This window comes from Stenotrophomonas sp. YJH_SMC_122 (assembly GCF_059369535.1).
In genome coordinates, this window is record NZ_JCAFST010000003.1 from 16,317 (window position 1) to 30,348 (window position 14,032).

General features: G+C 66.0%; 11 protein-coding genes. 10 read left to right on the top strand and 1 reads right to left on the bottom strand.

The features are described 5' to 3' along the window. Positions 1-3,069, bottom strand: a complete 3,069-nt coding sequence (fdnG, locus tag AC5P66_RS05490; protein WP_143566350.1) for a formate dehydrogenase-N subunit alpha — start codon at positions 3,067-3,069, stop codon at positions 1-3. A gap of 291 nt (positions 3,070-3,360) precedes the next feature. Between fdnG and gmk the strand changes: the two genes are divergently transcribed. The 10 genes from gmk (at position 3,361) to AC5P66_RS05540 (ending at position 14,022) form a co-directional block, all read left to right on the top strand. Further along, positions 3,361-4,026: a guanylate kinase gene (gmk, locus tag AC5P66_RS05495; RefSeq protein WP_049412766.1), complete on the top strand. Its 666-nt coding sequence runs from the start codon at positions 3,361-3,363 to the stop codon at positions 4,024-4,026. A 110-nt stretch (positions 4,027-4,136) separates the two neighbouring features. Further along, positions 4,137-4,436, top strand: coding sequence for a DNA-directed RNA polymerase subunit omega (gene rpoZ, locus AC5P66_RS05500; RefSeq protein WP_005410877.1), 300 nt, complete (start codon positions 4,137-4,139; stop codon positions 4,434-4,436). A gap of 105 nt (positions 4,437-4,541) precedes the next feature. Next, the gene (locus AC5P66_RS05505) at positions 4,542-6,704 is read left to right on the top strand and encodes a RelA/SpoT family protein (RefSeq protein ID WP_049412764.1); all 2,163 of its coding nucleotides are present in this window, start codon (positions 4,542-4,544) and stop codon (positions 6,702-6,704) included. 181 nt (positions 6,705-6,885) lie between these two features. Beyond that, a complete protein-coding gene (locus tag AC5P66_RS05510; protein ID WP_099494622.1) occupies positions 6,886-7,272 on the top strand; it encodes a RidA family protein in 387 nt (128 codons plus the stop codon). Positions 7,273-7,279: 7 nt separating this feature from the next. Further along, a complete protein-coding gene (gene recG, locus AC5P66_RS05515; protein WP_049412762.1) occupies positions 7,280-9,391 on the top strand; it encodes an ATP-dependent DNA helicase RecG in 2,112 nt (703 codons plus the stop codon). A gap of 330 nt (positions 9,392-9,721) precedes the next feature. Continuing rightward, positions 9,722-10,660, top strand: coding sequence for a nucleoside hydrolase (locus AC5P66_RS05520; protein WP_495216117.1), 939 nt, complete (start codon positions 9,722-9,724; stop codon positions 10,658-10,660). 88 nt (positions 10,661-10,748) lie between these two features. Next, complete coding sequence (locus AC5P66_RS05525) at positions 10,749-10,991, top strand: type B 50S ribosomal protein L31 (protein ID WP_005410871.1); 243 nt, start codon at positions 10,749-10,751, stop codon at positions 10,989-10,991. 296 nt (positions 10,992-11,287) lie between these two features. Then, positions 11,288-12,565 carry a citrate synthase gene (locus AC5P66_RS05530; protein WP_014038331.1) on the top strand — a complete coding sequence of 426 codons (1,278 nt, stop codon included), beginning with the start codon at positions 11,288-11,290 and terminating at the stop codon, positions 12,563-12,565. Positions 12,566-12,881: 316 nt separating this feature from the next. After that, positions 12,882-13,244 carry a NirD/YgiW/YdeI family stress tolerance protein gene (locus AC5P66_RS05535; protein WP_061480589.1) on the top strand — a complete coding sequence of 121 codons (363 nt, stop codon included), beginning with the start codon at positions 12,882-12,884 and terminating at the stop codon, positions 13,242-13,244. A 280-nt stretch (positions 13,245-13,524) separates the two neighbouring features. Beyond that, positions 13,525-14,022, top strand: a complete 498-nt coding sequence (locus AC5P66_RS05540) for a CS1 type fimbrial major subunit (RefSeq protein ID WP_049411407.1) — start codon at positions 13,525-13,527, stop codon at positions 14,020-14,022. Positions 14,023-14,032 lie beyond the last annotated feature (10 nt).

Here is a 14,032-nt window from a genome sequence, read left to right on the forward strand (position 1 = left end):
CTACACCTTCTCGACCTTGACCAGGATGCACTTCGACTCGGGCGTCTGCGAGTTGCCGTCACCGATGGCATTGGTCAGCGTATTGGCGATGTATCCAGGCTTGGCCGCACCGAGGAAGCCCCAGTGGATCGGCACGCCCACCTGGTGCACGGTCTTTCCATCGATCTGCAGGGCCTTGATCCGCTTGGTCACCATCGCAACGGCTTCGATGTGCCCGCGCTTGGAACTCACGCGCACGCGGCTGCCGTTGTTGATGCCCAGCTCGTCGGCCAAGGCAGCGCCGATCTCGACGAACTGCTCGGGCTGGATGATGGCGTTGAGCTTGCCGTGCTTGGTCCAGAAGTGGAAATGCTCGGTCAGGCGGTAGGTGGTGGCCACATGCGGGAACTCGTCCGGCGAACCGATCTGGGCACGGTCGCTGGCGAACACGCGTGCCGCCGGGTTGTTCAGCGTCAGGGCTTGGCCGGGGCTGAGCGGGTTGCTGCGCAGCGGGGTATCGAACGGTTCGTAGTGCTCCGGGAACGGCCCCTCGGCCATGCCGGCCTTGGCGAAGAAGCGGGCGATGCCCTCCGGGTTCATGATGAACGGACCCATGCCACCGGCGGGATCTTCGTCGGCCTTGAAGTCCGGCACATCCACATTGCCCCAGTTCTTCCCGTTCCAGGCCAGCAGCGTGCGGCGCGGATCGAACGGCTGGCCGGCCACGTCGCACGAGGCGCGGTTGTACATCACGCGGCGGTTGGCCGGCCACGCCCAGGCCCAGCCCAGGGTGTTGCCGATGCCGGTCGGGTCACTGTTGTCACGCCGCGCCATCATGTTGCCGGTCGGGCCCCAGGCGCCGATGTAGATCCAGCAGCCGGAGGCGGTGCTGCCGTCGTCGCGCAGGTCGCCGAACGTCGCCAGCTGCTCGCCGGCCTTGCGCACCAGCCTGGTCGGATCCTTCGGATCGAACACGTCCGTCAGCGCCTTGCCGTTGTACTCCATCGCCAGCTCTTCAGGCGTCGGCACTTCAGGATTGGCATAGTTCCAGGCCAGGTCGCGCACCGGCTCCCACCACGCACCGCCGTCCTTCTCGTACATCGCCTTGATGCGATGGAACAGCTCGGACATGATCTCGATGTCGCTGCGCGCTTCGCCTGGCGGATTGGCCCCCTTCCAGTGCCACTGCAGCCAGCGCGAGGAATTCACCACCGCACCGTTCTCCTCGGCGAAGGACGTGGTCGGCAGGCGGAACACCTCGGTCTGGATCGTGCTCGGGTCGACGTCGTTCAGTGCGCCGTGGTTCTGCCAGAAGGCGATGGTCTCGGTTTCCAGCGGATCCATGCTGACCATGAACTTCAGCTTGGAGAACGCGCTGATCAGCTTGCCCTTGTTCGGCGCCGAGGCCAGGGGGTTGAAGCCCTGGCAGATGTAGCCATGGATCTTGCCCTCGTTCATCAGCTCGTACGCCTGCAGCATGTCGTACGGCTTGTCGAGCTTGGGCAGGTAATCGAAGCACCAGTTGTTGTCGGCGGTGGCAGCATCGCCCCACCACGATTTCATCAGGCTGACGTGGAACTTCGGGTAGTTCTGCCAGAACGACATCTGGTTGGCGCGCAGGGGCTTCTGCGTGCGCTTGGCGATGTACGCGTTGTAGTCCTGCTCATCCTGTTTAGGCAGCGTCAGGTAGCCGGGCAGCAGGTCGGACATCAGGCCGATGTCGGTCAGGCCCTGGATGTTGGAGTGCCCGCGCAGCGCGTTCATGCCACCACCGGCCACGCCGATGTTGCCCAGCAGCAGCTGCACCATGGTGCCGGCACGCACGTTCTGCGCGCCGATCGAGTGCTGCGTCCAGCCCAGCGCGTACAGGATGGTCATCGCCTTGTCCTTGCCGGCGGTGGACGCGATCATGTCCCACACCTGGCGGATGCTGTCGGCCGGCGTGCCGCAGATGCGCTCGACCATCTCCACGGTGTAGCGCGCGTAGTGTTGTTTCAGCAGGTTGTAGACGCAGCGCGGGTCCTTCAGCGTCGGGTCGCTGCGCACGAAGCCATCGTCACCGTAGGCGTAGTCCCAGCTGGAGCGGTCGTAGCTGCGCTTCTCCTCGTTGTAGCCCGAGTACAGGCCGTCCTTGAAGGCGAATTCGTCCTTCACCAGGAACGACATGTCGGTGTAGTTCAGCACGTACTCGTGCTGGATGCGGTCCTCGGTCAACAGGTAGTTGATCAGGCCGCCCAGGAACACGATGTCGGTGCCGGTGCGGATCGGCGCGTACACGTCGGCCACCGCAGCCGAGCGGTTGAAGCGCGGATCGACCACGATCAGCCGGGCCTTGTTGTGGGCCTTGGCCTCGGTCACCCATTTGAACCCGCACGGATGCGCCTCGGCGGCATTGCCACCCATGATCAGGATCAGGTCGGCATTCTTGATGTCGACCCAGTGATTCGTCATCGCACCACGGCCTAGCGTCGGGGCAAGACCTGCCACCGTCGGGCCGTGTCAGACACGTGCCTGGTTGTCGAATGCCAGCATGCCCAGGGAGCGGACGACCTTGTGGGTCAGCACCGCGGTCTCGTTGCTGGTGGCCGAGGCCGCCAGCATGCCGGTGGTCAGCCAGCGGTTGACCGTCTGCCCGGCCTCGTTCTTCTGCACGAAGTTGGCGTCGCGGTCTTCCTTCATCAGCCGCGCGATGCGGTCCAGCGCATCGTCCCAGCTCAGCCGCTTCCACTCGTTGGAGCCCGGCGCGCGGTACTCGGGGTAGAGCAGGCGCGACTTGCTGTGGATGATGTCGGCCAGGCCGGCACCCTTCGGGCACAGCGTGCCGCGGTTGACCGGATGGTCCGGGTCGCCCTCGATGTGGAAAATGCTCGGCTCGGCGTTCTTGGCGCCATCGCCGAGGCTGTACATCAGGATGCCGCAGGCCACCGAACAGTAGGTACAGGTGTTGCGGGTCTCGGTCGCGCGGGTCAGCTTGTATTGCCTGACCTCCGCGAGCGCGATGCCGGGCGCGAAGCCCATCAGTGCCAGGCTGGAGCCGACCAGGGTTGTCCCGGTCACTTTCAGGAACTGGCGGCGGCTCATCGATGGCATGCCGTTCTCCTGGGATGGCGGGGAGGCACGGGCCTCCGGGCTGTCGTTGGGTACGGCCCGGTTATAGCACAGGCCCCCGGATGCCCATGTGGCACAAGGCCCGGCGCCTGCCGGGCGGGCGCGCAAACGGGCGCCTCTGGTAAAGTTGCGTGCCCGCACCCCGGGGAAGCGTCTGCCGGGCCTGGTTCCAGGATGTTCCGCGCAGCCCCCGCCGTCCTGGCGCGATCCGCCGCGCCGGACCTGGAACACCGAGGAAAAAAGTTTGCGAAATCAACCCGTTGGATCCCCCGCATGAGCGCCCCGTCGAAACCGTCGGACACCGTTGCGCGCGGCACGCTGTACATCGTGGCCGCCCCGTCCGGCGCCGGCAAGAGCAGCATCGTCAACGCCACCCTGGCGCGTGACCCGCAGATCGCCCTGTCGATTTCCTTCACCTCGCGCGCGATGCGCCCGGGTGAGGTGAACGGCCAGCACTACCACTTCGTCAGTGCCGAGAAGTTCGAGCAGATGATCGCCGCCGGCGACTTCTTCGAACACGCCTGGGTGCACGGCGACTGGAAGGGCACGGCCCGGCAGTCGGTGGAGCCGCAGCTGGCCGCTGGCCAGGACGTGCTGCTGGAGATCGATTGGCAGGGCGCGCAGCAGGTGCGGCAGCTGGTGCCGGGCACGGTCACCGTGTTCATCCTGCCGCCGTCCAAGCAGGCGTTGCAGGACCGCATGCGCAAGCGCGGCCAGGACAGCGAGGCGGTCATCGCCCAGCGGCTGGGCGCAGCCCGCGATGAAATGCTGCACTTCAACGAGTTCGACTACGTCATCGTCAACGAGGTGTTCGACACTGCCGTGGACGAGCTGTGCGCCATCTTCACTGCCAGCCGCCTGCGCCGGGAGGCCCAGAAGGTGCGCCACGCCGCCCTGATCCAGGCCCTGCTGACCCCCGATGCGGGTGCAACTGACTGATTCCAAAAGAATCGGGTTGGGGTTGGCTTGATTTTGTCCAGCCCCTGCCAGTACACTCCGTCCCCTTTCCCTCATTCGACTGAGCGGCCGATCGGTCGCCGGGAGCCCGTATGGCCCGCATCACCGTAGAAGATTGCCTGGAAGTCGTTAACAACCGTTTCGAACTGGTCATGATGGCGTCCAAGCGTGCCCGTCAGCTCGCCAACGGCGTGCAGGCCACGCTGGACAACAGCGAGACCGAGGACAAGCCGACCGTGCTGGCGCTGCGCGAAATCGCCGCCCGCAAGATCGACAACGCGCTGATCGACGAAGTCGAGAAGGCCGAGCGTGAGCGCGCCGAGCGCGAAGCGCTGGAGTGGGCTGCCGCCGAAGTGGTCGCCGACGAAGACATGTCCAAGAACGACGATTGATCGCATCGATCAACGTCATTGCTGGATCGCCGAACAGCCCGCCCCGTGCGGGCTGTTTCGCATTCAGGATTTGCCGTAAACGTCGCGCTGGAATAGGCTTCGGGCATGAACCCAGGCCCCACTGCCAAGGTCGCCGCAGCCCCCGCTGCCGCCGTACCCGACTACGTCCTCCAGCTTGAACGCGCCGCCCACTACCTGCCGCCGGAACAGCTGCCGCTGTTGCGCCGTGCCTGGGAAGTCGGAGCCTCCGCGCACGCTGGGCAGACGCGCAAGTCGGGCGAGCCCTACATCACCCATCCGGTGGCCGTGGCCCAGGTGCTGGCCGAGCTCGGCCTGGACGTGGAAGCGCTGATCGCCGCGATCCTGCACGACACCATCGAAGACACCCCGCTGACCCGCGAGGCGCTGGCCGCCGAGTTCGGCGAAGCCGTGGCCGAACTGGTCGACGGCGTCACCAAGCTGGACAAGCTGAAGTTCCGCGACCGCCAGGAAGCGGCCGCCGAGAGCTTCCGCAAGATGCTGCTGGCGATGTCGCGCGACCTGCGCGTGATCATGATCAAGCTGGCCGACCGCCTGCACAACATGCGCACGCTGGGCGCGCAGAGCCGCGAAGCGCGTGGCCGCATCGCCCGCGAGACGCTGGAGATCTACGCGCCCATCGCCCAGCGCCTGGGCATGAGCCTGGTCAAGAGCGAGCTGCAGAACCTGGGGTTCAAGGCGCTCTACCCGTGGCGCCACGCCATCATCGAAAAACACATCCGCAGCCAGCCGGTGGTGCGTCGCGAAGCGATGGCGCAGGTGGAAGTGCAGCTGTCGCAGCGCCTGGCCAAGGAGGGGATCGAGCATCGGCTGATCAGCCGCATCAAGACCCCGTGGAGCATCTACAACAAGATGCGCGACGAGAACAAATCTTTCGACCAGGTGATGGATGTGTTCGGCTTCCGCCTGGTCGTGCGCAGCGTGCCCAGCTGCTACCACGCGCTGGGTTCGGTGCACGCCACCTTCAAGCCGCTCGATGGCCGCTTCCGCGATTTCATCGCCATTCCCAAGGCCAACGGTTACCAGTCGCTGCACACCGTGCTGTTCGGGCCGTATGGCTCGCCGATCGAAGTGCAGATCCGTACCGAGGAAATGGACCTGATCGCCGAACGCGGCGTGGCCGCGCACTGGACCTACAAGTTCGGTGGTGACTCGCCCAACAGCGCGCAGAGCCGTGCCCACGCCTGGATCGTCGAGCTGATCGACTCGCAGCGCGCCGCCGGGTCCTCGCTGGAGTTCCTCGACAACGTCAAGGTCGACCTGTTCCCGGACGAGGTCTACCTGTTCACCCCGAAGGGCAAGATCCTGGCCCTGCCGCGCAATTCCACCGCGCTCGATTTCGCCTACGCCGTGCACACCGACGTGGGCAACATGGCCGTGGCCTCGCGCGTGGACAAGAAACTGGTGCCACTGCGCACCAAGCTGGTGTCGGGCCAGTCGGTGGAGATCATCACCGCACGCTCGGCCACGCCGAAACCGCAGTGGCTGGAATTCGTGGTCACCAGCAAGGCACGCACCGCCATCCGCCACCAGCTCAAGCAGCTGGAGCACGAAGATGCCGTGCAGCTCGGCCATCGCATGCTCGACCGTGCGCTGGAAGCGATGGATTCGTCGCTGGAACGGCTGCCGAAGGGGCGCCTGGACGCGTTCCTGGCCGAGCACCGTTTCCCGCGCCTGGAGGCGCTGCTGGCCGAGGTCGCACTGGGCAACTGGATGCCGACCCAGGCCGCGCAGGCGCTGATGGCCTACGCCGAACTGCGTGGCGGCCCGCATTCGCGCCACCACTCGCAGGAGAAGATCCTGATCAACGGCAGCGAGCGCGGCGTGGTCACCTTCGCCGGCTGCTGCCAGCCGATTCCCGGCGACGAGATCATGGGCTACCACACCGCCGGCAAGGGCATCGTGGTGCACCGCATGGACTGCCCGAACCTGGCCGAGCTGCGCAAGTCGCCCGAGCGCTGGGTGCCGATCGGCTGGGACACCACCGTCTCCGGCGACTACGACACCTCGCTGGTGGTGGAAGTGGAGAACGGCACCGGCGTGCTGGCGCAGCTGGCCGCCGCCATCGCGCAGAGCCACTCCAACATCGAGCGCGTGGACTACCTGGACCGCGACTTCAACGCTGCGGTGCTGGCGTTCAACATCCAGGTGCGCGACCGCAACCACCTGGCCGAGGTGATGCGCCGCCTGCGCCGCCTGTCGGTCGTGCAAGCGGTACGCCGCCAGTAGGTCCTGCGCGTACCGGTAGCGCCGGCCGCTGGCCGGCAACCCATGGATCCTCGACGGCATCGCGCTGGCCGGCCAGCGGCCGGCATTACCGAAGCGGCGCGGTAGATCCACGCCATGCGTGGATGCACCCCCAGCCGGTACAATCACCGCTCTGTTTTCCCCCAAAGCACCGGAGCGACCCATGTCCCGCCAGATCATCAACACCGAAGAGGCCCCTGCCGCCATCGGCCCGTACTCGCAGGCCGTGCGCGCCGGCAACACCGTGTATTTCTCCGGCCAGATCCCGCTCGACCCGGCCACCGGCGACATCGTCGGCGCCGGTGACGTCGAAGCGCAGGCCCGTCGCGCCTTCGACAACCTCAAGGCCGTGGCCGAAGCCGCGGGCGGCTCGCTCGACAAGGTCGTGCGCCTGGGCCTGTACCTGACCGACCTGGGCGAGTTCGCCAAGGTCAACGCGGTCATGCAGGACTACTTCCAGGCCCCGTACCCGGCCCGTTCCACCATCGAAGTGTCCGGCCTGCCGAAGGGCGCCAGCTTCGAGGTCGACGCGGTGATGGTCATCGACTGACCGCCACGTGGCACGCAAGGCGGCGGTCACTCCGGTCCTGTCACCGTCCGGCGAAGCATCCCTGGCGATGCTCGCCGGCGTCGGTCCGGCCGTGGCCGCCAAGCTGCAGGCGCGTGGCCTGGCCACCCTGCAGGATCTCTGGCTTCACCTGCCGCTGCGCTATGAAGACCGGACCCGGCTGACCCGCATCGAAGACCTGCGCAACGGCGTGCCGGCGCAGGTGGAAGGGCGGGTGGTCGCGGTCGAGCGTGGCATGCGCTACCGGCCGATGCTGAAAGTGGCGGTGGAAGACGAAGGGCAGGGCACCCTGGTGCTGCGCTTCTTCCACTTCCGCCAGCAGCAGGTCGGGCAGTTCGCGGTCGGCAACCGGCTGCGCTGCTTCGGCACGCCCAAGCCCGGCCACCTCGGCCTGGAAATCGTCCATCCCAGCTACCAGGTGCTGGGCCGCAACGACGATCCCGAACTCGGCGACCGCCTCGACCCGGTGTACCCCACCGTCGAAGGCGTCGGCCCGATGACCATGCGCAAGCTGATCGGCCAGGCGCTGGACCGCCTGCCCGAGGAAAGTGCGCTGGAACTGTTGCCCGGCGGCTGGCTCGATGGCCTGGGCCTGCCGTCGCTGCGCAGCGCGCTGCTGACCGTGCACCGGCCACCACCGGATGCCGACCTGGCCGCGCTGGCCGCCGGCACCCACCCGGCGCAGCGTCGCCTGGCGATGGAAGAGCTGCTGGCCCACCACCTCAGCCTGCGTCGCCAGCGCATTGCCTTGCAGGCACACCATGCACCGCCGCTGGCCGGTCCTGGCAAGCTGGCCAAGGCGCTGCTGAAGCAGCTGCCGTTCGCGCTGACCGGCGCGCAGGCACGCGTGTTCAAGCAGATCCGTGAAGACCTCGCGCGGCCCAGCCCGATGCTGCGGCTGGTGCAGGGCGACGTCGGCTCCGGCAAGACCGTGGTGGCCGCGCTGGCCGCCATGCTGGCGGTGGAGCAGGGCAAGCAGGTCGCATTGGCCGCCCCCACCGAGTTGCTGGCCGAGCAGCACCTCAACAACCTGCGCGGCTGGCTGGAACCGCTCGGTGTGCGCATCGCCTGGCTGGCCGGCAAGGTCACCGGCAAGGCACGTGCCAAGGTGATGGAGCAGGTGGCCAACGGCGAAGCGCAGGTGGTCGTCGGTACCCATGCGCTGATGCAGGAGGCGGTGGTGTTCCAGGACCTGGCGCTGGCCATCGTCGACGAGCAGCACCGCTTCGGCGTGCACCAGCGCTTGGCCCTGCGCGACAAGGGCGCGGGCGGCAACAGCGTGCCGCACCAGCTGGTAATGACCGCCACGCCGATTCCACGCACGCTGGCGATGTCCGAGTACGCAGACCTGGACGTGTCGGCCATCGACGAACTGCCGCCGGGCCGCACGCCGGTGCAGACCGTCGCACTGAACAATGACCGTCGCCCGGAGCTGATCGAGCGCATTGCGCTGGCCTGCCAGGAAGGGCGGCAGGTGTACTGGGTGTGCACGCTCATCGAGGAAAGCGAAGAGCTGGATGCCACCCCGGCGCAGGCCACCTACGAATCACTGCAGGCGCTGCTGCCCGGCGTTCGCGTCGGGCTGGTGCATGGCCGCCTCAAGGCCGCCGAGAAGCTGGCGACGATGGTGGCCTTCAAGGCCGGCGAGATCGACCTGCTGGTGGCGACCACGGTCATCGAAGTGGGCGTGGACGTACCGAACGCCTCATTGATGGTGATCGAGAACGCCGAGCGCCTCGGCCTGGCCCAGCTGCACCAGCTGCGTGGCCGTGTGGGTCGTGGTTCGGCGGTATCGCGCTGCGTGCTGCTGTACCAGGCGCCGCTCTCGCAGATGGCACGCGAGCGCCTGCAGACCATGCGCGAAACCAACGATGGTTTCGTCATCGCCGAGAAGGATCTGGAACTGCGTGGTCCCGGCGAATTGCTGGGTACGCGCCAGACCGGCCTGGCCGGCTTCCGCATCGCCGACCTGGCCCGCGACGCCGGCCTGCTGCCCGGCGTGCACGAGTTGGCCGAGCGCCTGCTGGACCAGCAGCCCGCGCTGGCCGACCGCGTGGTGCAGCGCTGGATCGGCACCGCCGTGCGTTACGCCTCGGCGTAAGTGCCGGGGGCGGATCCCTTCGCACAGCAAAGGGCTTTGACCCCATTTCGGGGACGCACATCCACGCACGGCGTGGATCCACTGTAGAGCCGAGCCCACGCTCGGCTGCTGTGCGCGCTGTGCGCGCTGCGCGCGGGAGTCGAGCATGGCTCGACTCTACAGAGAGCTCTTCCCCGCCATCCGCGGGAAACCCGTTTTTGACGTTGCTGTTGAAGTTGCCGGCCAGCGGCCGGCACTACCGCGGGTGCAGGGCGCAGCCCTGCCGCCCCCCATACTTGCAACGGTCATCATCCCGGTCCACACTTCGTTGCCGATCTGAAGACGGCAACGATGACCCACAAGATCCCCCTGTTGATCGACACCGATCCCGGTGTGGACGACGCCCTGGCCCTGCTGATGGCCTTTGCCGATGAACGGCATGACGTGGTCGCCCTGACCATCGCCGCCGGCAATGTCGGCCTGCAGTACACGGTCCGCAACGCCCTCAAGCTCTGCGACATCGTCGGCCGCACCGACGTGCCGGTGTTTGCCGGCAGCCCGGATCCGCTGCTGCATCCTTCCGTTGATGCTGCCCACGTGCATGGCCGTGACGGCTATGGCGACGTGGACCTGCCGCCGCCCAGCCGCCAGGCCGAAGCCGAGCACGCCGCACTGGCGATCCTGCGCCTGTCACACGTGCATGCCGGCGAACTGATGCTGGTGATGCTGGGCCCGCTGACCAACCTGGCACTGGCGCTGAAGCTGGACCCGACCCTGCCCCAGCGCATCAAGCGCATCGTGGTGATGGGCGGTGCGGTCACCTGCCACGGCAACATCACCCCGGCAGCCGAATTCAACATCGCCTTCGATCCGGAAGCCGCGCACGTGGTGTTCACCTCGTTCAAGCACCTGCTGGTGTCGGACTGGGAGGCCACTGTGGCCCACGGTCTGCCGCTGGAGGATGCCGAGAAATGGCTGCAGGCCGATTCCGATCGCGCCCGCTTCTACGAACTGATCTCGCGCAAGACCCGCGCGCTGTCGGAAGATGCCAAGGGCGGCCGCTGGTATACCGCCGATGCGGTGGCCATGGCGTGGGCGCTGAACCCGGAAGGGCAGCTGCAGGTCGAGTCGCGGCCGCTGAACGTGGAGCTGAATGGCACGTTCAGCCGCGGCGCCACCATCGTCGACTGGAACCGCCAGACCGGCCAGCCGGACAACTGCGATCTGCTGATGGCCTACGACCAGGGGCGTTTCGAGGCCCTGGTGCGCCAGGCCCTGGGCGCGGACTGACGTCCGTTGCCCGGCACCGGTTGCCCCGAGCGGCAACCGGTGCTTATAATGCCGCTCTTGACCACCAGCCCATTTACGGTGTGAGCCCATGAAGGCCGATATCCATCCGAACTACCGCGACGTCGTCTTCCATGACGTCACCTCCGATTTCAAGATCCTGACCCGCTCCACCATGGCGACGAAGGAAACCATCCAGTGGGAAGACGGCAACGAATACCCGCTGGTCAAGGTTGAAATTTCCTCGGCTTCGCACCCGTTCTACACGGGCAAGCACAAGGTCATCGACACCTCGGGCCGCATCGACAAGTTCCAGAAGCGCTACGCGCGCTGATCTGTCGATCCAGCTTCGAACCGACGGCCGCGCTCTGCGCGGCCGTTTGTTTTTCCCCAACGCCAACCCAACGGGCGTTTGGATGGACAGAACACTGCGTTCGTGTGACAACGCTTTTGCCGATCCGGGCCGCTTGCTGGCCGGGTTCTGGCCGCCTGCCGTCTACGACTTCCGTCTAGCACCCGACAAATGCTGCTGTGCGATAATGGCATGATCCCCGGCACAGGCCGAGGACGTCATTCACGTGCCTGACCAATGCGCTTGGGCAGGCGCCTTCCCATGAAGGAGCGCACACAGTGTCCGATCTTGATCAGGTCACGCTCAACGCCGGCGATAAGTCCGTCGTTCTGCCCGTCATCAAACCCACCCTTGGCAACGACTGCGTCGACATCGCGAAGCTGACCAAGGAAACGGGGTTCTTCACCTACGATTCCGGCTTCACCGCGACGGCCAGCTGCAAGTCCGCCATCACTTACATCGACGGCGACAAGGGCGTGCTGCTGTATCGCGGCTACCCGATCGAGCAGCTGTCGGAAAAGTCGAGCTACGTCGAAGTGGCCTACCTGCTGATCAACGGCGAGCGCCCGAGCGCCGAGCAGCTGAAGGCCTTCACCGATGAGCTGACTGCCGAAGCCAATGTCGACGACTCGATCAACACCCTGATCGGCAGCTTCGCCAAGGACGCCCACCCGATGGCCATCCTGGCTGCTGCGATCGCGCAGCTGTCGGCCATCTACCACGACTCGCTGGACCTGTCCGACGCCGAACAGCGCCGCCAGGCCGCCGTGCGCCTGATCGCCAAGGTGCCGACCCTGTCGGCGCTGATCTACCGCCATGGCAAGGGCCTGCCGGCCAACAAGCCGGACACCTCGCTGGACTACGTCAGCCGCTTCCTGAAGCAGACCTTCGAGTCGGCTGACGGCCAGTACGATCTGAACCCGGACGTGGTCAAGGCGCTGGACCTGCTGTTCATCCTGCACGCCGACCACGAGCAGAACGCCTCGACCTCGACCGTGCGCCTGGTCGGTTCGACCGGTGCCAACCCGTACGCATCGGTCGCCGCTGGCGTCACCGCGCTGTGGGGTCCGGCCCACGGTGGTGCCAACGAAGCCGTGCTGAAGATGCTGGAAGAGATCGGCAGCGCCGACAATGTCGAGTCCGCCGTGGTCAAGGCCAAGGACAAGACTTCCGGCTTCCGCCTGATGGGCTTCGGCCACCGCGTCTACAAGAACTTCGACCCGCGCGCCAAGGTCATCGGCGAGATGACCAGCAAGGTGCTCAAGCAGCTGGGCGTGCAGGATCCGCTGCTGGACGTGGCCGTGAAGCTGGAACAGGCCGCGCTGCAGGACGAGTACTTCGTCGCGCGCAAGCTGTACCCGAACGTCGATTTCTACAGCGGCATCATCTACAAGGCGCTGCAGATCCCGACCGAAATGTTCACCGTCATGTTCGCCCTGGGCCGTACCTCCGGCTGGGTCTCGCATTGGCTGGAACAGCAGGTCGATCCGGAAATGAAGATCGGCCGTCCGCGCCAGGTCTACACCGGCAGCGACGTGCGCGACTACCAGGGCTGATCGCCTGCCGTAGTTCGTGATGAAACGCCCCGCATCCGCGGGGCGTTTTTTTTGTGCCCTGATCGTGTTCGACGGAGGGTGGGTGCGGACCGTTGGTCGCACGATTCCCGGATGGTCGCTGTAGAGCCGAGCCCACGCTCGGCTGGCGCCCGTCCATACCGCGCAGCCGAGCGTGGCTCGGCTCTACAAGAGCCCGCTTTCGGGTCTAAGTGCTTTCTGACAATGAATGTCGCTCATATCTTTTCGGATTTATTGCATGGGGATCACATCGAAGGCGATAGAACCTGTGCGTACTCATCCCTCTATGGAGAACGCCATGAACCGGCTGATCGCCATCGCTTTCATCGCCACGCCGCTGGCCCTGCTGAGCCCGCAGGCCGTCGCGCAGTACACCGGGCCGGGGGCAGGGGCTGCTGCCAGCACTGTCGCCGACGCACGCGCGCAACGTGATGACCATCCGGTGGTGCTGCGCGGCACCCTCATCGCCAAGATCGGTGACGAGCGCTACCAGTTCCGTGATGCCAGCGGCCAGATCGACGTTGAGATCGATGACGAAGATCTGCCGCCGCAGGCCATCGGCGCCGACACCGTGGTCGAACTGCGTGGCAAGGTCGACACGCATCGCTTCAAGCCGACCGACATCGATGTTGATCACGTCACCGTCGTGCCTGCAGGTTGAAGCGAACGGCAGCCGAGCATCGGCTCGGCTCTACAAATTCAATGCAATGAGGTTTATTGCATTCAATCAGTGAGGAAAATTGCATAACCCTCAAACATTGAACGCCTTCAAAAATTCTCCTTAACGTTCAACGTTTTAGGAATGCTTGAATGGCCTGCATGGCAATGGATTTCTAACATTCTCTCCGTCGCCCGCACCCATCCCCGCGGGCGGCGCTTCCCTCCCTTTTCTCCTTGGGGAGGGGAGCTTTCAAATTCCCCCTTGTCCGAGAGAGACAACCATGCAAGCCATTATCAAGAAGGCCGCGCTCGCTGCAGCGCTGGCCACTGCTTCGCTGTCCGCGCACGCGCTGGAAACCAAGATCACCGTCTACGCCGACGTCGACCCGACGCTGGCGCTGCTGCGCGACGACGGCACCCCGCTGCCGGACACCGTGCAGCTGACCCACGATCCGCTGCGCGGCCTGCTGCCGTCCACGCAGCAGGTGCGCATCCACTCCAACGACGAAGCCGCGGACATCGAGGTGCGCCTCGGCCACGATCCGGTGCTGATCAATGGCGCCACGCGCGTGCCGCTGGCCGTCAGCCTGAATACCGAGGCGCTGACCACTGCGGTCACCGAGTTCAAGGCGGCTGACCTGTTCAACGGTGCCAGCTCGACGCCGGGTGCCTCCATCTCGATGCCCCTGACCATCGCCCAGGCGGGTGCCGGTGGCCCGCTTACGGTCAACGGCCGCTACGAAGGCATGGTCTACATCGTCATGAACCAGAAGCCCTGATCCACGGCTT